Here is a 24,239-nt window from a genome sequence, read left to right on the forward strand (position 1 = left end):
TCCGCCGCAACCGCAAGGACCACGCCGACAAGGCTTACTACGTCACCTTCGGGCCGATGGAAACCACCTTGGCGGATCTGGTGCGGGTGGCCGGGCGGCGGTGGGCGATCGAGGAATGCTTCGAGATCGCCAAGCAGGAGTGCAGGTTGGCCGATTGCGAGGTCCGCAGCTGGCACGGCTGGTACCGGCAAATCACCCTCTCGATGCTGGCGCTCGCCTTTCTCGCCGCCATGTGCCTGCGGCTCAATGCGGAAAAGGGGGCAGCAGCCGTGCGCCATTCGAGCCGATTGCCTACAGCATGCCGGAGATCCGCCACCTCATCACCGCCCTCCAGAGGCAGTGTCCACCCGGGCTCGCCTTGATCCTCGGTTGGTCGATGTGGCGGCGAACGCATCAGGCCGTCGCCTGGGCGTATCACTGGGGCCGCCAGCTCATGACCGAGCAACCTCAACTGTAGGACTAGGGCCTGCAACCCGGCGCCGTATCAGCATAGTCACCAATCGTCTCGTAACATTATGAAAGTGACACTTATTGTGGGTCAGGGTCAGTTATATTGTGGTCCGACAAGCTAGCGGCGCCCGAACAGCCGTTCGATGTCGGACAGCTTCAGTTCCACGTAGGTGGGACGGCCATGGTTGCATTGGCCACTGTGGGGGGTGGCCTCCATCTGGCGCAGCAGGGCGTTCATCTCCTCGACGCTGAGGGACCGCCCGGCGCGGACGGAGCCGTGACAGGCCATGGTGCCGCACACGCTCTCCAGCCGCTCCTTCAACGACAGCGCGTCGCCCAGTTCCGCCAGCTCCTCGGCGAGGTCGCGGACGAGGCTTTTGACGTCGCTCTGACCCAGCAGGGCCGGCACCTCGCGCACCAGGACGCAGCCGGGGCCGAAACCCTCCACCGCAAGGCCCAACTCCGCCAGTTCCGCGGCGCGGCCCAGCAGGCGGTTGGCGGACGGCTCGTCCAACTCCACCAGTTCCGGGATCAGCAGGGCCTGACGCTTCACGCCGCCTTCCAGGAGGGCGGTCTTCATCCGCTCATAAACCAGCCGCTCATGGGCGGCGTGCTGGTCGACGATGACGATTCCCTCGGTGGTCTGGGCGACGATGTAGGTGTTGTGGACCTGGGCGCGGGCCGCGCCCAGCGGGTGGCTGTCCAGCGGGGGAGCGGCGGTGGCGGCCTGCGCCGAATAGTCCGGCGGGCGTGCGGAGGGCGCGGCCTGCCAGCCGGCGAGGCGGCCCTGCAAGGGAGGGAGCGGTGCTTGATGGGGCGCTTGGAAGGCGGTCGCCCGGTCGGCCAGCCCGCGCGGCACGACGGAGCCGTAACTGCCGCCCCACGACTGCACCGGCTGGTGCCCCGGGCTGCGGTAGGGCAGGGGGGAGGGCGACGGAATGGCTCCGTCCGCGTCCACCTCGCTGTTCTCCGGGCGCATCGCGCCCAGCGTCGCCAGACCCACGGTGGTCGAGGCGCGGTGACCGGCCTCGGCCAGCGCGTGCTTCAGCGCCCCGACGATCAGCCCGCGCACCAGGCCTTGGTCGCGGAACCGCACCTCCGCCTTGGCGGGATGGACGTTCACGTCCACCTCCTGCGGGTCGAGGTCGAGGAACAGCGCCAGCATGGGGTGGCGGTCGCGCGGCAGGAAATCGGCGTAGGCCGCCCGCACCGCACCGACCATCAGCTTGTCCCGCACCGGGCGGCCGTTGACGAAGAGGTGCTGGTGGCGGGCCGTGGGGCGGTGCAGGGTGGGCAGGCCGATCCAGCCGGCGAGCGTCACCCCCTCGCGCGCTGCCTGCACCGGCACGGCGTTGTCCTGGAAATCGCGGCCCATCAGGGCGCCCAGCCGGGTCAGCCGGGCGTCGAGAAGGTCGCCCTGCGCCGCCGACAGGCGCAGCGTCGAGCGGTTGTCGCCGTCCAGCGTGAAGGCCACGCCGGGATGGGCCATGGCCAACCGTTCGATGCAGTCGCCGATGTGGTCGAACTCGGTCCGGGCGGCTTTCAGGAACTTCAGGCGGGCGGGCACGGCGGCGAACAGGTCGCGCACCTCCACGCGGGTGCCCTGGGCCAGCGCGGCGGGCTGCGGCGCGCCCTTCAGGCCGGCGTCCACGGTCAGCGCCCAGGCGCTGTCGGCGCCGCGCGGGCGGCTGGTCAGGGTCAGGCGGCTGACCGCCCCGATGGAGGGCAGCGCCTCCCCCCGGAAGCCCAGCGAGCGGATGTCCAACAGGTCGTCGGACGGCAGCTTGGAGGTGGCGTGCCGCTCCACGGCGAGCGCCAGCTCGTCCGGCCCCATGCCACAGCCGTCGTCGGTGATGGTGATGAGCGACTTGCCGCCATCACGCACCACCACGTCGATGCGGGTGGCCCCGGCGTCGATGGCGTTCTCCACCAGTTCCTTGACGGCGGCGGCGGGCCGCTCGATCACCTCGCCGGCGGCGATGCGGTTGACGAGCGTGTCGGGCAACATGCGGATCGGCATGCGCCAAATATAGTAGGCTCAGGCGCGGAATGCCACCATGAGCGGGGGCATGCGCGGGTTACGGATGCGGCGATCCTCAGGCCCCGGCGAACAGTCCCTTCAACCCTTTCAGCAGGCCGGCGGCCATGTTGGTGGCGGTGTCCTCCATGCCGACCGAGCGGACGGAGGCGAGGACGCGGGCGTTCGGCCCTTCACCACCGTCGGTGACCGCCCACAGGCTGGCGCCCTGGCCGGGCCGGGTGTCGGTGAGGCGTCCCAGCGTTCCCCCCTTGATGGCGCCGAGCAGCGGGCCGCTGCGGTCGCTCCCCTCCGTCAGCGCGATCATGCGCAGCGGGTCGTTCGTCGTGGCGGGCCGGCTGGTGAGGCCGAGCCGGTCGAAGGCGACCTGCAATTCCTTGCCGCTGTTGGGCATGCCGACGCCGATCACGCCGGCCTCGGCGTCGGCATCCTCCGCGAACGGGTCCTTCACCCCGGCGGCGCGCAGCGCGTCCGGCATCTCGGGTCTGCTGAGGCCGTTCTTCGCCGCCAGCTTGTCCAGCAGGCCATGCGCGGCGCCACCCAGGACAATGGGCTGGTCCTCGGGCAGGTTGAGCGTCTGGCGCAGCATGCCCATCGCCTGCCTCATATAGTCGGCTTGCTTGAGGTCGTAATCGCGGCGCGCAAGCATGGCATCCATGCCCGCCGCCACCGGGTCTTTGGCGGCCGCCTCGTCGGCCTTTGGGACCGTGAAGGAGATGACCCCGGCCTTCATGGCCCGGACCGCGTCGGGAGACAGGCTGACCGTGTCCACCGTGCCGTTGCGGCCGATCATGGGCGCGGCGACTCGCGACGTGGCAGCATCGGGTCCTTTTGCCGGACCCGGCTTGGCGCCCACGCCGAAGGTGGCGGGCGTTCCGCCGGTGGCGTCGGTGATGGACATGCGCGCTTCCCCCGCTTTTCGATGGCACGGCCTTCGGGATGCATCCCGAGGTGGCGGACGATGATGCGGGGCGCGGGATCGGTTGTCCATGCGGCGGAAGTGTCCGGTCGGGTGGCGCGTGGCCGGACCGCTTCTTCCCTTTGGGCAATAAATTGAAGGACGGCGCGTCGTTGCGGTCCGTGAAAACATAATCCATCAAGCATTCTGCATTTTCTCTGCCTTTGCCATAAGGAGGTTATGAGAATGCAAATGCGTGTGTATTGATGAGATGTTTGAATATTCACTTGGCCTGAGGAAATGTGCTGTTCCATCTGATTTCTTTTTGGAGCAGTCCATGTCCGATACCTCCATCACCTACGCCGCGCCAGTCGATGTTCCGGTGGTCCGCCAGCCCTTCAACCTGCAGGGCCAGACCAATTCCCTCAACGTCACCATCGGCACGCCGAGCGGCCTGCTGCACGAGGTGCAGGTGGACACCGGTTCGACCGGCGTCGTCATCCCCGCAACTCTGCTGATGGTCGACGGCGACACGTCGAAGGGCTTGGCCGCGGGTGTGGTGTCGCTCGGGCCGGCGCAGATCACCTATCACCCGTCGGGCAACACGCTGGCCGGTTGCCTCTATCTCGTGCCCAGCCTGTCGATCGGCGCGTCGCTGAACGACTCGAAGCAGGTCGTTTCCGTCTGCGAGGCCGGGCCGCTGGTGGTCTTCGGCGCGCAATATGCCGGCAACACCAGCACGCCCGGCGTCCAAAACCCGGTCGATCCGGGCATGGGCATGATGGGCGTCGGCTTCGGCCGCCCGGCGCTGAGCTACACCGCGAACGCCGGCCAGTCCGATCAGGTGGTCTACACGCTGAGCAACCCGTTCCTGTCGGCGTCGGTGGGCGGCCAGCCGCTCTACCCGTCCTACCTGCTGTCCTCGGCGGGGAGCGGGGCGAGCGGCTGCATATCGCTGGGCGTCACGACCGCCGAGTTCACGGCCGCCCCCTTCAACGGGCAGACCGTCGCGCTGACTTCGGCCAAGCCGCCGGTCACGCCGAACGTCACCAACGACTGCAACTGCGCCCCGGCGTCGGGAACCTCCTGGCCGGCGGCCCCGACCCAGCCCTATTGGCTGACCGGCCCGGCGACCATCACCATCAGCACGGTCCATGACGGGCTGCCGCTGAAGGCCACCCTGCTGCTCGACAGTGGCGTCACCGGCGCGATGATGAGCGTTCCGCAGGTGAAAACGTGGACGGCCAATCTCGGCGGGGCGGAGATCACCATCGCCGTGCCGAACGGGTCCAGCCCCGACGCGGAGCCGGTGATGTCCTACAGCTTCGCCATGTCCAGCGCGGCCCCGGTCAAGGGCATCTTCGCCATCGACACCGCGCTGTCCACCGCGGCGGCCCCGGCGTCGCTGGAGCCGGTCCTGCCGAATGGCGATGCCGCCTTCGTCAACACGGGCATCAACCTGCTGCTGGCCTACAACTACTTCTTCGACGCGCAGCTGGGCCAGCTCGGCTTCGCCACCGCTGCGCCGGTCACGTTGCCGTAAACGGTTGACGTCCTCGCTTGTGGGCCGCCCCGCTTTTCCCCGTCGCCGTGGCGAGGCGGGAAGGGCGGGGCGGTTCCAGGCACGGGGCGGTCACGCCGGGCCGGTCTTGTCGGCGGGGTGGCCGTCCTCCTGCGTTTCCGGTTCGCTGGGGGTGGCGGGGCAGCTGGCGCGGGACGGGCCGGTGACGACGTCGAAATCGAAATCGGACATGATGGGACCTCCGGTTGGTAAGGGAGGCCGCCGTGACCGTCAGGAGGATTTTGCGTGCACCGCGTGCTGAAAACACAAAAGCCGCCTCGGGTCGGGCGGCTTCGGGTGCATCGTGGATGTGCGATACCTATGCCGCCGGAATGTACCAGCGGTACCAAAATCGCCCCAGGAGGGCGGGAGAGGTGAGGCGCACGGGGTTCATGACCGGCACCCTACGCCGGATCGCCGCGCCGCACAAGGGCTTCCTGCAGGGGGCGTCGTCCGGCGCCGCGGTCATGCCGACGTCAGGCGACCGCCTCGCTGATGTCGTCGTACAGCTCCTCCGCGGCCTGGGCGGCGCCCCAGGCGATCTCCACAATCTTGTCGGCTTGGGTTGACAGGTCGGCGAAGGAGAGGCCGAGATCGAGCAGGACGAGCGACTTGTCGAAGACCTTCAGCCAGCCCGGCTTGCCCTTTTCCAGCAGCTCCAGCGCCTCGTCCATCCGGTTCGCCCATTCGCGGCCTTCGTTGATCATCTCCTGCTTGGCGACGATCTTGACGATCAGGTCGTTGATCTGCTCTTCCAGCTTGGGCAGCGCCGCGGCCAACGCCTTGTTGTTCTTGGTGACGGCCTTCATGTCTTTCATCGCCCGGTCGAGCTTGGACATCACCTTGCCGAGTTCCCGCGAGATTTCGTGGGACTTCACGTCCACGCCGTCCAGTTTGCTCAGATACTGCTTGATGTCGCCGCGGCACTTCCCGATCGTGCCGAGTTCCGTTCCGAAGACCGTGTTGATGACCTCCTTCGCGGAGTCGGAGCTGTTGCGGGCCACCGACTTCTTCGCGTTGTAGGCTTTGACGAGCTTGGTGACTTGCCCGTTGATCGCCGTGCGGAACTTCTCGGCGGACAGCCAGAGCTTGACGAGGTCCTTGAACAGCCCGAGGCAGCTCTTGACCATGCCGTAGATGCCGATGACCGCGGACACCCCGCCGGTCGCCACGGCCCCGCCGATCCCAGCGGCGGAGATTGCGACGCCGCCGATCTGGAGGCCGACATGGACGGCGGCCCGCCACTTGTACTTGCTGTAGTCCTTGTTGGTCTTGATGATCTGCGCCCACGCCTTCTTGACGTTGGCGTCCACCTCCTTGGTCAGGTTGGACGCCTTCATCTTGAGGCCGGCGTAGCAGACGTCCGCCGCGGCCTTCTGCATGGTGGGGTCGCCGACCAGACGGCCGATCACCTTGTCCGTCTTGACGACTTCGGCGACCGCCTCGGCGATGAAGTCCTTGTAGGCCGAGGAGGCGGCGTCCTGGAGCTTCTGCCAGGACAGCGGATCGTCCTGGAGCTTCTCGATGAACTCCTTATCGAACTCGACGCCGATCCCGATGTTCAGCTTGCCGTTGCCGAAGGTGATGTTCTTCGGCTTGGCTTCCGCCAGGATGGCCTTGGCGGCGTTGACCTCGATGAATTTCAGGATGGGCATCAGCGTCTCCACACGCACGGGGGCTTCCGAAGCGATCCGAAGAAGCGTGGCGGTGGAGGATTGATGGCGCTACAAGCGATTGCACCAAATTGGCGGACCGGAGGGAGCGGCGCCCGGATGGACGCCGCATTGTCCATCCAAGCTGACCTCATCCCGCTGGGGTGAGCGGTTGGACAAGAGCTCCCCCGGCGACGGGACGGGGGAGCGGAGGATCAGCGGTTCTTTCGGTACCAGCCGATCAGCCCGTTGGTCGAGCCGTCGTGCCCCAGCGCGGCGGTTGGGCCGTTCTGGAGTTCGGGCAGGATCTTGCCGGCCAGCTGCTTGCCCAGCTCCACCCCCCATTGGTCGAAGCTGTTGATGGCCCACACGATGCCCTGGACGAACACCTTGTGCTCGTACAGCGCGATCAGGGCGCCCAGCGTGCGCGGGTCCAGCTTCTTGAACAGGATGCTGTTGGACGGCTTGTTGCCTTCGAACACGCGGTGGGGGACCAGCGGCTCGATGGCCTCGGCCGGCTTGCCGGACTTGGCCATCTCGGCGCGCACCTCGTCGGCGGTCTTGCCGCGCATCAGGGCTTCCGGCTGGGCGAAGAAGTTCGACAGCAGGATGCGGTGGTGGTCGCCGATCGGGTTGTGGGTTTCCGCCGGGGCCAGGAAGTCGGCGGGGACCAGCTCCGTCCCCTGGTGGATCAGCTGGTAGAAGGCGTGCTGGCCGTTGGTGCCCGGCTCGCCGAAGACCACGGGGCCGGTGGCGTAGTCCACCCGCGCGCCCTGGCGGTCCACCGTCTTGCCGTTGCTCTCCATGTCCAACTGCTGGAGATAGGCGGGGAAGCGGTGCATATACTGGTCGTAGGGCAGCACGGCGTGGGACTTGGCGCCCCAGAAATTGACGTACCAGACGCCGAGCATCGCCATCAGCACCGGCATGTTGCGCTCCAGCGGCGCGGTGCGGAAATGCTCGTCCATGTCGTGGGCGCCGGCCAGCAGCTCGGTGAAGCGGTCCATGCCGATGCCGAGCGCGATCGAAAGCCCGATCGCCGACCACAGCGAATAGCGGCCACCGACCCAGTCCCAGAAGCCGAACATGTTGGCCGGGTCGATGCCGAACTTGCGCACCTCCGCCTCGTTGGTGGAGACGGCGACGAAATGCTTGGCGACATGGGCGGGGTCGCCGGCGCTCTCCAGGAACCAGCGCCGCGCGGTGTGGGCGTTGGTCAGCGTCTCCTGGGTGGTGAAGGTCTTGGACGCGATGACGAACAGCGTCGTCTCCGGGTCCAGCCATTCCAGCGTCTCGCTGATGTGGGTGCCGTCCACGTTGGAGACGAAATGCACGCCGATCTGCGGGTGCAGGTAGGGGGTCAGCGCCTCCGTCACCATCACCGGGCCGAGGTCGGACCCGCCGATGCCGATGTTGACGATGTCGGTGATCGGGTGGCCGGTGTAGCCAGTCCAGGCGCCGTCGCGGACCTGCCGGACGAAGCGCTCCATGCGGTGCAGGACGGCGTTCACCTCCGGCATCACGTCCTGACCGTCCACCAGAACAGGGCGGTTGGAGCGGTTGCGCAGCGCGGTGTGCAGGACGGCGCGGTCCTCGGTGATGTTGATCCGCTCCCCGGCGAACATGCGGTCGCGCCAGCCCTCCACGTCCTGCTGGCGGGCGAGGTCGAGCAGCAGGCCGCGCGTCTCCTCGGTGATGCGATTCTTCGAATAATCGAACAGCAGGCCGCAGGCTTCCAGGGAGAAGCGGTCGAAGCGGTCGGCGTCGGCGGCGAACAGGTCGCGCATGTGGAGGGTCGAAATGTCCTGGCGATGACGGGCCAGGGCTTCCCAGGCGGGCGAACGGGTGAGCGCTGACATTGGGATTTTGCCTCCTTCTCGCGTGCGCGGAGCCTAGCATTGATCGATGCGCGGCGGGTACGCGCCAAAGCGGCGCATCCAACGTGCACAAAGGACTAGGGTGAGCGGACTATGCGGGGCGGACGATGAAACCGGCAACCGGTGCCCTGTGTTCTTTCGGGGACAGGAGGTGACCATGAGCGATCCGAACAAACCCGAATTGAATCCGCCGGTTCCGGCCGAGGAGGAACGCCGCGAGGACGAGCGGCCCGACCAGGTGGGGATCATCCCCGGCAAGGTGCCGGGCCGCCCCATCGACCCCGGCGATCCACGCTTTCCGGGGAGCCAGCCGGACTTGGCGTGAGAAGGGCGGTCGCGGCGGGAGACCCACCGCGACCGCGCCTCCGTCAGCTCCCCCCGTCGATCGTTCGCGTCGCGGTCACGCCTTCCGGACGGCCGACCAGCACAGTCAGCAGCCGGTTGGGGTCGAGCAGCCGCTTCGCCACGCGCTGCACGTCGGCCTGGGTGACGCCGTTGATGAAGGCGTCGCGGCGGTCGAGATAGTCGATCCCCAATTCGTCGCGCTTGACCTGGAGCAGGATGCCCGCGATCGCCTGCGTGCTGCTGAGCTGCAGCGGGAAGCTGCCGGTGAGGTAGGTCTTGGCGTCGGCCAGCTCCTCCTCCGTCACGCCCTGCTCGGCCATGCGCTTCCATTCCTGGCGCATGATGTCCAGCGCCTGACCGGCCTTGGCGTTCACCGTGTTGCCGCCGGCCATCACCAGTGCGGAATGGTCCATCGGGATCAGGTAGCTGTAGACGCCGTAGCTGAGGCCGCGCTTCTCCCGAACCTCCTCCATCAGGCGGGAGCCGAAGCCGCCGCCGCCCAGGACGTAGTTCATCACGGTCGCCGCGTACCAGTCGGGGTCGGCGCGCTTGAGCCCGGTCTGGCCCATCAGCATGACGGTTTGCGCGGTCGGGCGGGTGGCGACCAGCGTTTCGCCCAGCCCCTTCGGCTCGACGTCGGGAATGGCGCCGTTCGCGGACGTGGCCGGCAGGCCGCCGAACACATGGTCGAGCGCGCGGCCCAGATCCTCCGGCGTGATGTCGCCCGCCGCGGCGACGACCAGACGGTCGCGTCCCAAGCCGGCCTTCACGAAGCCGCGCAGGTCGTCCGGCGTGATCGTCGGCAGCGACTCCAGCGTGCCGCGGATCTCGTCGCCGTAGGGGTGGCCGGGGAAGGCGGTGGAGTAGAACAGCCGCCGCCCGACATAGTTGGGATCGGCCTGGTCGCGGCGCAGGCTGGACAGCACGGCGGCGCGCATGCGCTCCACCGCCTCCGCGTCGAAGCGCGGCTCGGCCAGCGACAGGCGGGTCAGCTCGAACGCCTCGTCGCGGCGGTCGCTCAGCGTGCGCAGGCTGCCGCCGAAGCCGTCGCGCCCGGCGTCGTAGCCCAGCGCGATGGCGTTGTCCTGGAGCCGCGCGGCGAAGGCCTGGCTGTCATAGGGGCCGGCGCCCTCGTCCAGCGTGCGGGCGGCGAGGTTGGCGAGGCCCTCCTTGCCCTTGGGGTCGGACGCGCCGGCCCCTTCGAAGGCCCATTCCAGGGCGATGATGGGGACCTTGTGGTCCTCGACCAGCCACGCCTCGATCCCGCCGGGGCTGACCACCCGCTTGATCTCGATGGCGGCTGCCGGAGTGGTGATGGCGAAGGCGAGGAGGAAAAGACAGGCGCCGAAGACGCGCTTGGACATGAGGCGCTTGGATAGGACGATCATCTCAGCTTCCCTTGTCCTGGAGCGGCAGCAGAAGGCCGGTGACGTGGTTGGTCTGGCCCAGAACGGCGCGGGCGGCGGCGTTGACCTGATCGGCGGTCACCGCGTCGATGCGCACCGGCCAGTTCTCCACGTCGTCGATGCTCTGGCCGGTGGCGATGGCCGCACCCAGCGTCTGGGCCGGGCCGGTCAGGCTGTCGCGGGCGTAGGCGGCCTCGGCCAGCATGCGCTTCTTGGCGGTGGCCACCTCCTCCTCGGTCACGCCCTTTTCGACCAGCGTCCGGATGTCGGCCTCCAGCGCCGCTTCCAGCTTGTCCATGGTCACGCCGGGGGCCGGCGAGGCGCCCGCCGCCAGCGAGGTCATGTCCCAGGACGACGGGCTGTAGCCCAGCCAGGCCGAGGTGGCGATGCGCTGCTCGACGACGAGGCTGCGGTAGAGGCGGGAGGTCGGGCCGCCGCTCATGATCTCCGACAGCACCTGGAGCGGATAGGCGTAGCCCTCCTTGTCGGTGCGGTAGGAGGGGGCGAGCCAGCTGCGGCGGATCGAGGGCTGGCGCACCTCGTCGTCGCGCAGGATGACCCGGCGGGCGGCGCTGATCGGCGGCTCCTGCACGCGGACGCGCTCCGGCACCGGGCGGGCGGCGATGCTGCCGTAGTACTTCTCGGCGAGCGGCTTCAGCTCCTCGGCGGTCACGTCGCCGGACACCACCAGCACGGCGTTGTTGGGCGCGTACCAGCTCTTGTAGAAGGACTCCGCCTCCTCCCGCGTCAGCGTGGCCATCTCCTGCGGCCAGCCGATGATCGGCGTGCCGTAGGGGTGGTGGACGTAGAGGGTGGCGTTGATCTGCTCGCCGATGCGGTCGGCGGGCTCGTTCTCGATGCGCTGGCGGCGCTCCTCGATGATGACGTCCCGCTCCGGGTAGACCAACTGATCGGTGAGGCGGAGGTTCGACATGCGGTCGGCCTCCATCTTCATCACCAGCTCGAGCCGGTCGCGCGCCACGTTCTGGAAATAGGCCGTGTAGTCCCAGGAGGTGAAGGCGTTGTCGCGCCCGCCGTTCTTGGCGACGATGCGGGAGAAGGCGCCGGGCGGAACCTCCTCCGTCCCCTTGAACATCAGATGCTCCAGGAAATGGGCGATGCCCGACACGCCGCGCGGCTCGTCCGCCGCGCCCACCTTGTACCAGACCATGTGGGTGACCACCGGCACGCGCTGGTTGGTCACCAGCACGACCTGCATGCCGTTGGACAGGGTGAAGGTCTCCGGGAAGAAGACTCCCTTCTCGGCGGCGAAGGCGGGCGTGATGGCGGCGGGGATGGCGCCGGTCAGGGTGCCAGTCAGGGCGAAGGCCAGGACGCCTGCGGCGGCGAGCCGCCGCCAGGGCCGTTTCCGGGGTGGGGGAGCGGTGGGGCCGTTGGGGAGCATGGGCCTCTCGTTGGGAGCGAAGGGGACGGGAATGCAAAAGGGGGCGTCCCCGTCTGGGAACGCCCCCTAGATACTGGTGCGGCGAAGCGCCCGGAACAATGCCCCGAGTTGGGGCCCCGAACCGGGGCTCTGAAATCGGCTTAGAACAGCCCTTCCAGCGGCGCCCGGCGCTTGCGTTCGATGGTCGGGACGGTGCCGTCGTTCAGCGCCTTGCCGGTGGCCTGAGCCTCGCGCAGGCGCTGGTTTTCCTTCTTCGGATCGACGACCTCGTAGGGCTGCTCCTGCGTCTGCCAGAACAGCAGGGAGTCGATCCAGCTCTTGTCGGCGACGACGAGCTGGGTCGTCTCCTGATCGACCTTGTTGCGGATGCCCGGCTCGATGCCGCTCTTGGCGCCGGCCTGGGCGATCAGCGCCGACTCGCCGGCGGTGCCGCCCGTCGTCCGGCCGCCCGCGGCGGTAGCGGTGGCGCGCGAGGAGCCGCCGAAGACCGAGGCGGCGGCCACCGCGGCCGACGTGGCGTCCTGCGGGCGCGCCGCACCGGGGCGCGGCTCCGGCAGGCGGGCGAGGCTCGGCGGCATGGTCAGCGGCGCGCGGGACACGACGGTGAACTCGTCCGGGCTCGTGCGGTCGAGGCCGATGGAGCGGCGGACGTCGGTGCATCCGGTAAGCGCCAGCGCGACGAGCGCCAAGCCCAGCAGCGGGCCCCGCCCCAGGGAACGGGTGGAGCGCCGCGCGATGGAGGAGGCGAAGGAAAGCATGGTCACGTTCGAGTCCCGTCGTCTAGTCGTCAGGCCGCTTGTCGTCGGGCCGCGTCCCTTATAGCGGCTCCGTCGCGTGAACTATTACGACTTTTCGCGGCCGGCGAACAGCCCATCCAGCACGAGAAGCGCCACGCCGACGCTGATTCCGCTGTCTGCCACGTTGAAGGCCCAGAAATGCCACCCCCCGATGTGGAAATCGAGGAAATCGGCGACGGCCCCGTAGAGGAAGCGGTCGATCACATTGCCGATGGCCCCGCCGATGACCATGCCCAGGGCGAGCGCCAGATAGCGCCGGTCGGCCTGCCGCAGCCAGAGCAGCAGCGCCACGACGATGGCGAAGGCCACCGCGGCCAGCACGTAGGGCATGAAGGCGTGGGAGCTGCCGAAGGTGCCGAAGCTGACCCCGGTGTTCCAGGCCAGCACGAGATTGAAGAAGGGCGTGACCTCGACGACCCGTGGATAGGGCTGCATGACCACGTCGAGGATCCACCATTTGGTGAGCTGGTCGAGGACCACCACCAGCGCGGCGACGGACAGGCCGAAGACCGTGTAGCCGCGGCTGCCGGACGTGGAGAGGCTGCTCATGGAGTGCTCCGAGGGGGTGGTGGGGTGGCGGCCGCGCTGGCCCCCCTCCCGACCTCCCCCCGCTGCGCAGGGGGAGGAGATGAAGCCCTCCCCTGCGAAGCGGGGGAGGGTTGGGTGGGGGCCCGGCGCAACCACCAAGCCCAATCAGAACGCCGGGTCCGCGTCCACGGCTTCGGCGCAACGGAGGCACAGCGTCGGGTGTGCGGCGTTCGTGCCGACCTCCGGAAGGATCTTCCAGCAGCGCTCGCACTTGCCCCCTTCGGCGAGTCCGGGCACCACCGCGATGCCAGCCACGTCGGGCAGGACGAACGCTCCCTCAGGCGCCGTGCCCTCCGCCACGGTGATCTGCGAGGTGATGCAGATCTCGGCGAAGTCCACGCCGTCGAGCAATGCCTTGGTCGCCGCGTCCACGAAGACGGTCGGGTTGGCCTGCAGGGACGAACCGATCTTCTTGTTGGCCCGCTCCAGCTCCAACGCTCCGGTGACGGTGCGGCGGACGGTGCGGATGGACTCCCACTTGGCGGCGAGATCGTCGTTGCGCCACTCCGCCGGGATGGCCGGGAAGACGCGCAGATGGACGCTCTCCTCGCTCCAGCCCTCGGTGCCGGTCAGGCCCTCGGGACGGGCGAGCCACGCCTCCTCCGCGGTGAAGCAGAGGATCGGGGCCAGCCACGCGGTCAGGGTGGAGAGCAGATGCTCCATCACCGTGCGGACCGAGCGGCGGCGGACCGAGCCCGGCGCGTCGCAGTAGAGGCTGTCCTTGCGGACGTCGAAGTAGAAGGCCGACAGCTCCACGGCGCAGAAATTGTGGATCGCCACCGACAGGTCGTGGAAGTCGTAAGCCTCGATCTTGGCGCGGACCAGCGCGTCCAGCTCCGACAGGCGGTGCAGGACCCAGCGCTCCAGCTCCGGCATCTCGGCGACGGCGATGCGCTCGGCCGGGGTGTAGTCGGCCAGCGCGCCGAGGATGTAGCGCAGCGTGTTGCGCAGGCGGCGGTAGTGGTCGGCCTGGTACTTGATGATCTCCGGGCCGATGCGCTGGTCCTCGGTGTAGTCGGTGCTGACCACCCAGAGGCGCAGGATGTCGGCGCCGTACTTGTCGCAGACCTCCTGCGGGGCGACCACGTTGCCCAGCGACTTGGACATCTTGCGGCCCTGCTCGTCGAGCGTGAAGCCGTGCGTCAGCACCGCGTCGTAGGGCGCCCGGCCGCGCGTGCCGCAGCTTTCCAGCAGGGAGGAGTGGAACCAGCCGCGGTGCTGGTCGGAGCCTTCAAGGTACAGCGAGGCCGGCCACTTCAGCTCCGGCCGCTGCTCCAGCACGAAGGCGTGGGTCGAGCCGGACTCGAACCACACGTCCACGATGTCCCTGACCTGCTCGTAATCGTCGGCGCGGTAGGCGTTGCCGAGGAAGTCCTGCGCCGGGCGGGCGAACCACGCGTCGCTGCCTTCCTTCTCGAAGATGTCGGCAATGCGGTTGAACACCTCGGCGTCGCGCAGGATCGCGCCGTTGTCCTTGCGGACGAACAGGGCGATCGGCACGCCCCAGGCGCGCTGGCGGCTGATGCACCAGTCCGGGCGCTGCTCGATCATCGCGCGGATGCGGTTCTCGCCCTGGGCCGGGAACCACGTCGTGTCGGAGATGGCCTGCAGCGCCGTCTTGCGCAGGTCGTTCGTCTCCATGGAGATGAACCACTGCGGCGTGGTGCGGAAGATCAGCGGGGCCTTCGACCGCCAGCTGTGCGGGTAGCTGTGCTTGATGCGGCCCTTGGCGAGCAGCGCCCCGACCTCCTGGAAGGCCTTCAGCACGGCGCCGTTGGCCTCGCCCGGCTTGCCCTCGGCGGTGTAGACGCGCAGGCCGGCGAACAGCGGGACATGGTCGTAATAGCGCCCGTCCTCGCCGACCGTCTGCGGCACCTCGATGCCGTTGGCCTGACCGAGATGGAAGTCGTCCTCGCCGTGGCCGGGGGCGATGTGGACGAAGCCGGTGCCGGCGTCGGTGGTGACGAAGTCGCCGGCCAGCAGCGGCACCTTGAAGTCGTAGCCGCTGCGGGTCAGCGGGTGGTGGCAGTAGCCGCCGGCCAGACGCGAGCCGGGGAAGCGGTGCAGCAGTCGCGCGTCCTTGATCTTGGTTTCCTTGAAGACGCTCTCGGCCAGCGCGGTGGCGACGACCAGCCGTTCACCGACCTCGGCGAGGCTGCCCTCCTCGACCTCCAGCACCTTGTAGGTGGCGTATTCGATCTCGTCGCCGAAGGCGATGGCGCGGTTGCCCGGCAGGGTCCAGGGGGTGGTCGTCCAGATGACGATGTTGGCGTCGTCGACCTCCGGCGCCGGCGAGCCCCAGATGGCGAAGCGCGCGAAGACGGTGGTCGAGGTGTGGTCGTGGTACTCGATCTCCGCCTCGGCCAGCGCGGTCTTCTCCACCACCGACCACATGACCGGCTTGGCGCCCTTGTAGAGGCCGCCGTTCATGGCGAACTTGTGGATCTCGCGGACGATCTGCGCCTCGGCCGGCAGCGTCATGGTCAGGTACGGGTCGGCCCAGTTGCCTTCGACGCCCAGGCGGCGGAACTCGCCGGCCTGCACGTCCACCCACTTCTGGGCGAACTGGCGGCACTCGGCGCGGAACTGGTTGAGCGGGACCTCGTCCTTGTCCTTGCCCTCGGCGCGGTACTTCTCCTCGATCTTCCACTCGATGGGCAGGCCGTGGCAGTCCCAGCCGGGGACGTAGTTGGAGTCGAAGCCCTGCATCTGGCGCGAGCGGACGATGACGTCCTTCAGCACCTTGTTGACGGCGTGGCCGATGTGGATGTTGCCGTTGGCGTAGGGCGGGCCGTCGTGCAGGACGAACTTCTCGCGGCCTTTGGCCGTCTCGCGCAGCCGCTGGAAGAGGCCCATGTCCTCCCAGCGCTTCAGCAGCTCCGGCTCCTTGGTGGGCAGGCCGCCGCGCATGGGGAAGTCGGTGCGGGGCAGGAAGACGGTGGACTTGTAGTCGCGGGTCATGTCGGGGATATCCTGAACCTGAAGCAGAACCGTCGGGCGGCAGCGGTCAGGCCCCCGACGCACGCACAAACGAGGCGGTCCCGGCCCCCCTCAGGAGGCCGGGTTGGTAATTCGCGCCTTACGCGCCATGACCCACGCCGGATGCAGCATCGCGCGGGATATTAGCGGTGTGGGCGGTGCGGTCAAGGCGCGGCGCCTCCGGGCGGCGTCAGTCGAAGCTGGCCTTGCCGCCGTGGGCGGCGGACCAGGTGACCGGGTCGTTCAGGAACTTCTCGACTTCCGACAGGGTGTTCTCGTCGAAGTACCGGTTCTCGCGGGCGACCTTCAGCACGTCCCACCAGGTGCACAGCTCGTGCAGGCGGACGCCGATGCGGTCCATGTTGGTCTTCGACTGCGGGAAGATGCCGTAATGGAAGATCACGAAGCTGTCGGTCACCGTGGCGCCGCCGTTGCGCAGCGCCGTGACGAAGTTCTCCTTGCTCTTGCCGTCGGTGGCGAGGTCCTCGACCAGGATGACCCGCTGCCCCTCGGTCAGCACGCCCTCGATCTGGGCGTTGCGCCCGAAGCCCTTCGGCTTCTTGCGGACATACTGCATGGGCAGTTCCAGCCGCTCGGCGATCCAGGCGGCGAAGGGGATGCCCGCCGTCTCGCCGCCGGCCACCGCGTCGATGCTCTCGTAGCCGATCTCGCGCTCGATGGTCTGGACGGCGAAGTCCATCAGAGCCTTGCGGGCGCGCGGGAAGGACACGATGCGCCGGCAGTCGGTGTAGACCGGGCTCGCCCAGCCGGAGGTGAAGATGAAGGGCGTCTCGGCGTTGAAATGCAGCGCCTTGATTTCCAGCAGGATCTTCGCGGCGGTGGCGGCAATCGTGGCCCGGTCACCATTGACAGGGGCGGGCAGGGCAGCGGCGGTGGTCATGGCCTAACGGCTCCCAGGGAGGCTCAAACTGCCCCGTGTGTAGCCCCCCGGCGTGCGAATCGCAATGGGGCGGGCTTGCCCTGCGCCGTCACTTCCCCGGCAGCGCCAGCGCGATGCAGCGGGTCAGCACCGGGTTGCCGGTCATCTCGCGGTAGGCCTGGACGATGGCGGGCTCGGCGGCCTTGCACTGCTCCATCGTCTGGAACTCGATGGTGGTCGGGCCGCCCTGGTTCAGGATGAACAGCAGAAGGATCACGCGGTCCATCGCTCAATCCTCCGACCGCGGTTCCCGGGCCAGCACGGCGCGGGCTGCCGCGGCGTCCTGGACGATCTGGTCCTTCAGCTCGCTGAAGCTGCCGAACTTGCGCTCCGGCCGCAGGAACTCGATGAGCTGCACGCGCAGATGCTGGCCGTAGAGGTCGCCGTCGAAATCGAGGATGTGGGTCTCCAGCCGCTCCACCGTTCCGCCCACGGTCGGGCGGCGGCCCAGGTTGGCGACCCCGTTGCGCCAGACCGTGCCCGCCCCCTGGTCCACCCCGGTGCGCACCGCGTAGACGCCGAAGGCGGGGCGGAGATAGTCGGCCAGCTCGACGTTGGCGGTGGGGAAGCCGATGGTGCGGCCCTTGTGGTCGCCATGCTCCACGCGCCCCTCGATCTCCCAGGGGGAGCCGAGCAGCCGGGCCGCCTCGCGCGGGTTGCCGGCGACCAGCGCGTCGCGCACGCGGGTGGAGGAATAGACGCTCTCCGCATCGTCGGACACCGGCCCGACCTCGGTCACGCCGAAGCCGTGCGCCGCGCCGGCCTGCCGCAGCAGGGCGGGGTCGCCGCCGCGGCCGTGGCCGAACAGGAAGTCGTAGCCGCAGACGACATGCCGCACGCCCAGCCCGGCCACCAGATCCTCCTGGATGAAGGCGTCGGCGGTCTTGTGCAGGAAGCTCTCGTCGAAATGGCAGACGAACAGCAGGTCGACCCCCAGCGCCTCGATGTGGCGGGCCTTGACGCGGAAGGGCGACAGGCGGAAGGGGGCGTCGTCGGGGCGGAAGACCGAGCGGGGATGCGGCTCGAAGGTCATCACCGCCGAGGGCGCGCCGAGATCGCGGGCGATCCGCTGGGCGGTGGCGATCACCGCCTGATGGCCGCGGTGCACCCCGTCGAAGTTGCCCAGGGCGACGACGGCCCCGCGGGCGTCCTCCGGCAGGTCGGCGGTGTGTCGGAACAATCGCATGCGTCACGCCCTGATGGTCTGCGGGCCGCGGACGGCCCCCGGAAACGATGGCGGCCCGCCGGGGCGGGCCATGCCATGGGCGTCTTATATAGACCGGAGCCGGCGCGTGGTCTACGCACCGGCGACCGGCAAGTCATTTCGATCGTTAAAGGCTTGCCCGCATTGAAGGCTTGCCGGCGGGATCAGCCGCGCGACGGGACCATCAGCAGGGCCTCGCCCTCGATCACCACCGTCTCGCCGACGGTGCAGACCGTGCGGACGACGGCGCGGCGCTTCTCCGGGATGATCTCGGTGACGGTGGCGCGGGCGGTCACCGTGTCGCCGGCGCGGACCGGCGCCTTGAAGCGCACGGTCTGGCTCATGTAGATGGCGCCCGGCCCCGGCAGCTTGGTGCCGAGAACGGCGGAGATGAAGCTGACGCTCAGCATGCCGTGGGCGATGCGGCCCTGGAACATGGTGCCGCTGGCGTATTCCTGGTTCAGGTGGACCGGGTTGGTGTCGCCGGAGATGCCGGCGAACAGCACGATGTCCGCCTCGGTAACCGTCTTCGCGAAGGACGCCGTCATGCCGACGGTCAAATCCTCGATGCAGTGGCCCTCGTTGTCCTTCAGGACTTGGCGAACATCATCCATACCGCGGTTCCTTTTCATCAAGCACCGGCCGGGCGGTGCGACAACACGTATGGTGCAATGCGATATATGCACTGCAACCACGTGATGGCAACACGACTCGCCTGAAAAAGTGAAAAAACCGCTAACCTCTTTCGAAAGAGGAGGCAGTCGAGACGTCCTGCCTATTTCCTCTGGTCCGGCGATTTCAGTTCCGTGACAGTAAAAGTCCGGAGCGGGGCTAATTAATTTGTGTACCGACAATTCGGCCTGCTGCACCGCGGAATGCGCGGCGACTCGGGGGCGGACGGCTTGACTTCCCGCCGCCGCGGCCAACCGTCACCTCTCATCCCCCGAACCGCGACGGAACCCGACCCATGCCCCACCGCTTCGCGCTGGTCACCGGCGGCACCTCCGGCATCGGCGCCGGCTTCGCCCGCGCCCTGTCCGCCGACACCGGCCTCCTGCTGGCCGCCCGCAACGCCGAGGCCCTCAACACCGCCAAGACGGAGCTGGAGGCCGCCGGGCGCCGGGTGGAGGTGCTGGCCACCGACCTGACCACCGACGAGGGGCGCAACGCCCTGATCCAAAAGGCGGAGACGCTGGAGATCGACCTGCTCATCAACAACGCCGGTTCCGGCGCCTTCGGGCCGGTGCTCGACAACCCGCCGGAGGCGGAGCGGGCGACGGTGGAGCTGAACGTGGTGGCGACCACGGTGCTGACCCGCGCGCTGCTGCCCGGCATGATCGAGCGGGCGGCTCGCGACGGCCGGCGGGCCGGGCTGATCCTGCTGTCGAGCACGGCGGCCTTCCAGCCGATCCCGTTCCTCGGGACCTACTGCGCCAGCAAGAGCTTCGTCCTGGCCTATGGCGAGGCGCTGGCGACGGAGCTGAAGCGCAAGCCGGTGGATGTGCTGGTTCTGTGCCCCGGCGCCACCCGCACCGCCTTCGGCAAGCGGGCCGGCTTCGCCTTGAACGCCCTGCCGGGGGCCGCCGATCCGCTGGACGTGGCGCGGGAGGGGTTGCAGGCGCTGGGGCGCCGCACGGTGCATGTGCACGGCTTCGGCACCCGCAACATGCTGCGCCCCTTCCTGTGGTCGCGCCACGCGGCGTCGGACGGGCTGGGCGCGCTGCTGGCCGCCTTCGACCGCGGCCAGCGCGCGCGCAGGACCGTCCGTCCGCCGCGCGGAGGGGCTTAGCGGTCGGACCCGGAACCGCTCTGCCGGTCGGCGCCGGACGATCCGGACCCGGACGATCCGGACCCGGACGATCCGGACCCGGACGATCCGGACAGGGCGGCGCCGTTCCCCTTCTTTTGGGAGCCGGGCTGCTCCGCCACCTGGGTCTGGTCGGCCTTCTCGGCCTTGGCCTCGACCTTCTCCTTCACGGCCTCGGTCGGCTGTTCGGAGGGCTTGGCCTCGACGCGCACCGGGGCCACGCCGTCCTCGATCATATCGAGCTGCTTGGCGGCCTTCTTCGACAGGTCGATGACCCGCCCGTCCACATAGGGGCCGCGGTCGTTGACGATGACGTCGACGCTCTTGCCGTTGTCCTGGTTGGTCACGGTGACCTTGCTGCCCAGCGGCAGTTCGCGTGAGGCGGCGGTCGGCTTGTTCTGGTCGAAGCGCTCGCCGCTGGCCGTCTTCTTGCCGTGGAACGAGCCGCCGTAGAAGGACGCCTCGCCCTCATGGACGATCACCGGCTCGCCCTCGCCGGTGCGCTCCACGGCGATCGGCGGTACCGATGCGTCCTTGGGGCTTTGCGATTTGGAAGAGGGCTGGGCCTGGGCGGCGGCCATGGGGGACAGGGTCAGGGACAGGGCGCAGAGCGCCATGGACAGTGTGCGCGCCATGTGCATTCGAATGTACCTCCCTTCGGACCTGGACAACATCCGGGGTAGCGTGGGGGTTCCACCGGATGGCCGGCGGCGTCGTCGGACGCTGGACCCGTCCCGTGCGTTGATGCTTCAATCGTCCCGTCAACGAAGGAGAGCGCAGGAATGGCCGTGAGCGTGGCGGATCTGGGTGTGGAGCCACGATTCGGCTGGGTGACGATGGGGGACGGGACTCGGCTGCGCACCGCCCATTGGACGGCCACCACCGCACCGCCACGCGGCACCGCGCTGCTACTGACCGGCCGGGCGGAGTTCATCGAGAAATACGCCGAGACGGCAGGTGCGATGCTGGCGCGCGGCTTCGAGGTCTTCGCCTTCGACTGGCGCAACCAGGGCCTGTCGGACCGGCCCCTGCCCAACCGCCAGATCCATCACCTGGACAGCTTCGACACGCTGGCCGGCGACCTGCAGGAGGTGGTGGAGCGGCTGGTGAGGCCCCGACAGCATGGGCCGCTGCTGCTGGTCGCCCACAGCATGGGCGGGCTGGTCGCCCTGATGGCCCTGCTGCGCAACCCGGCCCTGTGCGACGCCGCGGTGCTGACGGCGCCGATGTTCGACATCTTCACCGGCCCGGTGCCGCGCCGCATGGCGGTCTGGCTGGCCGAACGTCTCTGCGCCCGCGGGCGGGCCGCCGAATACGCCTTCGGCCAGCACGATTACGACCCGGTGGAGGGGCTGTTCACCCCGGTCAACCCGATCACCTCCGACCCCCGCCGTTACGCCACCTACCACGACGCCTTCCGCGACCGGCCCGAGCTGCGGGTGGGCGGGGTCAGCTTCGGCTGGGTGCGCGCGGCCCTGCGCGCCTCCGATCACATCCGCTTCACCGCACCGCTGGAGCGGGTGACCACCCCCATCCTGCTGCTGAGCGCCCCCGCCGACGCCGTCGTCCGCTCGGAGTCGCACCGGCTGGCCGCCGCCCGGCTGGGCAACGCCGTTCTGAAGGAGCATCCCGAGGCCAAGCACGAGCTTCTGATGGAGCGCGACGACATCCGCGACCGGGTGTGGGCGGACATCGACGAATTTCTGGCCTCCGTGCATCTGTAGGCCGGGCTGTGCTAGGTCCTTGGCGCCGGCGGCGACGCGCCCACATGAGGGACGTTTCACGCCCGCTTCCACGCCCGCTTCGACGTTCAAGGGTCTGCCTTCCATGTCCGATTTCTGGAGAGAGTCCGGTTTTCATCTGCTGACGCGCGACGCCGACGGCTGGCTGGCGGTCACGCCGGACTTCCTGCGCGCCTATCTGATGCGGCCGGAGATGCGCCCGCCCGAGGACGCCTGCGAGACCGAGCACACGCTGTTCGCCGGGCTGCTGGACGATCCAACCCGTCCCGTCCCGCCGGGCATGGTGGAGGCACTGGCCGATGCGGACGCGCGGGAGAACTGGGCGGTCTGGCTGGGCTTCCGCGACCGGCTGCTCGCCGCCGGCACGGTGGAGGGCAGCTACCTCCGCCTGTTCCGCGAGGGGGCGCGGGGCGTGCCGGGGCTGTTCATCGACCAGATGGCCCACGTGATCCTGCGCAACCTCTTGGACGGCACGCCGTCGGGCCTGCGGGCCCGGGCGGGGGAACTGTTCTTCCGGCCCCAGACGGTGTCGGTGGACGACGGGCGGGTCCGGCTGGCCGACAGCGAGACGGTGGAGATGCTGGCCGCGACCGGCGGCTTCGGCAGCCTGGGCCGGCTGGTGGTGGAGGCCGGGACCGCCCCACGCTCCGTCGATCTCGACATCCTCGACGAGACCAACCACCCCCGCTACTGGGAGCGCGATTCGCGGCACGACACCGTGCTGGACGTGACCTTCGCCGCAGCCGGTCTCGACGCGCTGTGCCGCGTCCTGGAGGGCTGGGTGCGGCATTTCCTGGGGGTGGCGGTGTCGATCCAGCCGGTGCAGCGGATCAGCGACGAGCGCTGGGTCTGGCATGTCGGGCTGGATGGGGAGGCCACGGCGATCCTCAACGACCTCTACAACGGGGCCGAGGTGGGGGAGGACCGGCTGGCCCGCATCCTGTCGCTGTTCCGGCTCGAGTTCGCCGATCCCGCGGCGATGCGCGCCGACATCGCCGGGCGGCCCGTCTATCTGGCCCTGGCGATGACCGCCGACCGCAAGTTGCGCCTCAAGCCGCAGAATCTGCTGGTCAACCTGCCGCTGGCGCAGATGAACTGATCAGCAATCCTATAACCATATTGTAAGTGTGACCATCTGCCGCCCCGGCGGCGGGTGGAGGGCGGCTTATAAGGATGTTTCCTGAAGGGGGAAACGTCATGCAATTAAACACAACGCAGCCGAAGACGATGAAACCGAACCTTGCCGACCCGCGTTGGGAGACGATGGCGTGGCAGGACGGCTTCGGCGTCGGGAATGCCGTGATCGACGCCGACCACAAGCGCCTGTTCGAGCTGTTCAACGAATTCGTCACCGCGGTGAACGCGTTCCGCGCCGACAGCGAGATCCAGGACGTGCTGGGGGAGTTGCTCGACTACACCGACACGCATTTCGACCGGGAAGAGACGCTGATGCGCGAGCACGGCTATCCCGACTACGCCGCCCACAAGGCGCTGCACGACAGCTTCGTCCGGCAGCTTCACGACGTGAACAGCGCTCTGGACGCGGGTGGGGAGAAGGGCGCCTTCGTGCTCGGCTTCCTCGCCAAGTGGCTGTCCGGCCACATCCTGGGCGTGGACACGAAGCTGGGCGCCTACCTGCGCGAGCGCGGGGTGGAGGCGTAGGTCGTAATAACCCTCTCCCCTCCGCTCACGCGCAAACGAAGTTTGCGCTGACGCGACAGGCGGACCCCCGGTCCGCCGAAAGCGGGGAGAGGGTGGCCCAGAGGGCCTCTCGCGCTGGCTGAAAGCCAGCGCTGACGGCGGCAGGCGGCTGCCTCTGGCATCCGCTGAGAGCCGGTGAGGGGGGTGTGCTTGTGCCGGACGTACCGCCATGCGCACCCCCCCTCACCCTAACCCTTTCCCCAGAGGGGGGAGGGAACATGGATGTCTGCGCGTTACTGCTTGTTCGACTCGCCGCTGTTCTTCGGGCCGCGGTTCAGCGAGGTCATGCTGTCGCTGTACTCGAACTCCGGCATGTCGCGCACGCTCGCCTGGGTGACGTCGCGCAACGCGATCGGGCCGTTGCCCGGAAGCACGTCGGCCAGTGCGATGTCCGCCGCGATCTCCTTGCCGCCGATGCCGAGGAAGCCGCCGCTCTGGATCACCAGGAGTTGCGCGTTGCCGTCCGGGCCGAGGATCACATCGGTCACCTTGCCGATCCGCTCGCCGTCCGCTCCGATCACCGTGCGGCTCATCAAATGCTCGACGCTGGCGCCGCCCGTGGGGCCGGTCGGGCGGGCGCTCTGGCCCTGATCCATGATGACCGAGTTCGGGGCTTGGGAACTCGGGGCCTGGGCCGAACCGCCGGTGCCGGTCTGGGCCACCGCGGCGCCGGTCGTCAGCGCCAGGGCGGACAGGGTCGCGATCACCGTCTTGTGCATGGAAGGTCTCCTCGTTGCACGAAACCGACCCTTCCAACCGGAAGGAGCGGGAAAGGTCACGCGGGACCGCCTGTGACATCGTGGGGCGACTCGGGACGCCGTCCGGGAGCCTCGCCGCGAGGCCGGTCCA

Annotated in this window: 21 protein-coding genes and 1 pseudogene; 7 read left to right on the forward strand and 15 right to left on the reverse strand. The window is 68.8% G+C overall.

All coding sequences use genetic code 11. The features are described from left to right. Positions 1-362 (forward strand): annotated as a pseudogene (locus H0B54_RS28200) (hypothetical protein); the annotation flags it as partial. 206 nt (positions 363-568) lie between these two features. Here the strand turns inward: H0B54_RS28200 and mutL are convergent. Together mutL and H0B54_RS28210 are read right to left on the reverse strand one after the other, a co-directional pair. Continuing rightward, complete coding sequence (gene mutL, locus H0B54_RS28205) at positions 569-2,470, reverse strand: DNA mismatch repair endonuclease MutL (protein ID WP_188263099.1); 1,902 nt, start codon at positions 2,468-2,470, stop codon at positions 569-571. A 76-nt stretch (positions 2,471-2,546) separates the two neighbouring features. Further along, positions 2,547-3,389, reverse strand: a complete 843-nt coding sequence (locus H0B54_RS28210; RefSeq protein WP_188263100.1) for a hypothetical protein — start codon at positions 3,387-3,389, stop codon at positions 2,547-2,549. Between the two features lie 334 nt (positions 3,390-3,723). On the opposite strand from H0B54_RS28210, the gene H0B54_RS28215 reads away from it, so the two are divergent. Beyond that, the gene (locus tag H0B54_RS28215) at positions 3,724-4,929 is read left to right on the forward strand and encodes a hypothetical protein (protein ID WP_188263101.1); all 1,206 of its coding nucleotides are present in this window, start codon (positions 3,724-3,726) and stop codon (positions 4,927-4,929) included. Between the two features lie 494 nt (positions 4,930-5,423). Here the strand turns inward: H0B54_RS28215 and H0B54_RS28220 are convergent, their stop codons facing one another. Together H0B54_RS28220 and pgi are read right to left on the reverse strand one after the other, a co-directional pair. Then, complete coding sequence (locus tag H0B54_RS28220; protein WP_188263102.1) at positions 5,424-6,602, reverse strand: hypothetical protein; 1,179 nt, start codon at positions 6,600-6,602, stop codon at positions 5,424-5,426. A 212-nt stretch (positions 6,603-6,814) separates the two neighbouring features. Continuing rightward, positions 6,815-8,458, reverse strand: coding sequence for a glucose-6-phosphate isomerase (gene pgi / locus H0B54_RS28225; protein WP_188263103.1), 1,644 nt, complete (start codon positions 8,456-8,458; stop codon positions 6,815-6,817). 175 nt (positions 8,459-8,633) lie between these two features. On the opposite strand from pgi, the gene H0B54_RS28230 reads away from it, so the two are divergent. Beyond that, positions 8,634-8,801, forward strand: a complete 168-nt coding sequence (locus H0B54_RS28230) for a hypothetical protein (protein ID WP_188263104.1) — start codon at positions 8,634-8,636, stop codon at positions 8,799-8,801. 43 nt (positions 8,802-8,844) lie between these two features. Here H0B54_RS28230 and H0B54_RS28235 read toward each other — a convergent pair whose 3' ends face one another. From H0B54_RS28235 to H0B54_RS28275, 9 genes are all read right to left on the reverse strand, one after another. Further along, positions 8,845-10,209, reverse strand: coding sequence for a M16 family metallopeptidase (locus H0B54_RS28235; RefSeq protein WP_188263105.1), 1,365 nt, complete (start codon positions 10,207-10,209; stop codon positions 8,845-8,847). 1 nt (position 10,210) lies between these two features. Beyond that, positions 10,211-11,632 (reverse strand): M16 family metallopeptidase, encoded by a 1,422-nt coding sequence (locus tag H0B54_RS28240; protein ID WP_188263106.1) that lies wholly within the window; start codon positions 11,630-11,632, stop codon positions 10,211-10,213. 140 nt (positions 11,633-11,772) lie between these two features. Continuing rightward, positions 11,773-12,390 carry a DUF3035 domain-containing protein gene (locus tag H0B54_RS28245; RefSeq protein WP_188263119.1) on the reverse strand — a complete coding sequence of 206 codons (618 nt, stop codon included), beginning with the start codon at positions 12,388-12,390 and terminating at the stop codon, positions 11,773-11,775. Between the two features lie 84 nt (positions 12,391-12,474). After that, a complete protein-coding gene (lspA, locus tag H0B54_RS28250; protein ID WP_188263107.1) occupies positions 12,475-12,978 on the reverse strand; it encodes a signal peptidase II in 504 nt (167 codons plus the stop codon). Between the two features lie 144 nt (positions 12,979-13,122). Next, on the reverse strand, positions 13,123-15,978 hold the full coding sequence (ileS, locus tag H0B54_RS28255) for an isoleucine--tRNA ligase (protein WP_188263108.1): 2,856 nt from the start codon (positions 15,976-15,978) through the stop codon (positions 13,123-13,125). 208 nt (positions 15,979-16,186) lie between these two features. Continuing rightward, positions 16,187-16,897: an orotate phosphoribosyltransferase gene (locus H0B54_RS28260; RefSeq protein WP_188263109.1), complete on the reverse strand. Its 711-nt coding sequence runs from the start codon at positions 16,895-16,897 to the stop codon at positions 16,187-16,189. Between the two features lie 88 nt (positions 16,898-16,985). Next, a complete protein-coding gene (locus H0B54_RS28265; RefSeq protein ID WP_014239676.1) occupies positions 16,986-17,162 on the reverse strand; it encodes a hypothetical protein in 177 nt (58 codons plus the stop codon). Positions 17,163-17,165: 3 nt separating this feature from the next. Continuing rightward, positions 17,166-18,122: a bifunctional riboflavin kinase/FAD synthetase gene (locus H0B54_RS28270; RefSeq protein ID WP_188263110.1), complete on the reverse strand. Its 957-nt coding sequence runs from the start codon at positions 18,120-18,122 to the stop codon at positions 17,166-17,168. Between the two features lie 182 nt (positions 18,123-18,304). Beyond that, positions 18,305-18,754 (reverse strand): MaoC family dehydratase, encoded by a 450-nt coding sequence (locus H0B54_RS28275; protein WP_014239679.1) that lies wholly within the window; start codon positions 18,752-18,754, stop codon positions 18,305-18,307. 353 nt (positions 18,755-19,107) lie between these two features. On the opposite strand from H0B54_RS28275, the gene H0B54_RS28280 reads away from it, so the two are divergent. Beyond that, a complete protein-coding gene (locus H0B54_RS28280; protein WP_188263111.1) occupies positions 19,108-19,929 on the forward strand; it encodes an SDR family NAD(P)-dependent oxidoreductase in 822 nt (273 codons plus the stop codon). Here the strand turns inward: H0B54_RS28280 and H0B54_RS28285 are convergent. Continuing rightward, on the reverse strand, positions 19,926-20,588 hold the full coding sequence (locus H0B54_RS28285) for a septal ring lytic transglycosylase RlpA family protein (RefSeq protein WP_188263112.1): 663 nt from the start codon (positions 20,586-20,588) through the stop codon (positions 19,926-19,928). The genes H0B54_RS28280 and H0B54_RS28285 overlap by 4 nt on opposite strands. A gap of 141 nt (positions 20,589-20,729) precedes the next feature. Between H0B54_RS28285 and H0B54_RS28290 the strand changes: the two genes are divergently transcribed. The 3 genes from H0B54_RS28290 to H0B54_RS28300 all read left to right on the forward strand — a co-directional run bounded on the left by H0B54_RS28290 (position 20,730) and on the right by H0B54_RS28300 (position 23,351). Next, positions 20,730-21,671, forward strand: coding sequence for an alpha/beta fold hydrolase (locus H0B54_RS28290; RefSeq protein WP_188263113.1), 942 nt, complete (start codon positions 20,730-20,732; stop codon positions 21,669-21,671). A gap of 103 nt (positions 21,672-21,774) precedes the next feature. Beyond that, positions 21,775-22,788 carry a DUF6352 family protein gene (locus H0B54_RS28295; RefSeq protein WP_188263114.1) on the forward strand — a complete coding sequence of 338 codons (1,014 nt, stop codon included), beginning with the start codon at positions 21,775-21,777 and terminating at the stop codon, positions 22,786-22,788. A 128-nt stretch (positions 22,789-22,916) separates the two neighbouring features. Next, positions 22,917-23,351, forward strand: coding sequence for a bacteriohemerythrin (locus tag H0B54_RS28300; protein WP_188263115.1), 435 nt, complete (start codon positions 22,917-22,919; stop codon positions 23,349-23,351). A gap of 272 nt (positions 23,352-23,623) precedes the next feature. Here H0B54_RS28300 and H0B54_RS28305 read toward each other — a convergent pair whose 3' ends face one another. Next, positions 23,624-24,109: a PRC-barrel domain-containing protein gene (locus H0B54_RS28305; RefSeq protein ID WP_188263116.1), complete on the reverse strand. Its 486-nt coding sequence runs from the start codon at positions 24,107-24,109 to the stop codon at positions 23,624-23,626. Positions 24,110-24,239 lie beyond the last annotated feature (130 nt).

The organism is Azospirillum tabaci (assembly GCF_014596085.1).
Lineage (GTDB): Bacteria > Pseudomonadota > Alphaproteobacteria > Azospirillales > Azospirillaceae > Azospirillum > Azospirillum tabaci.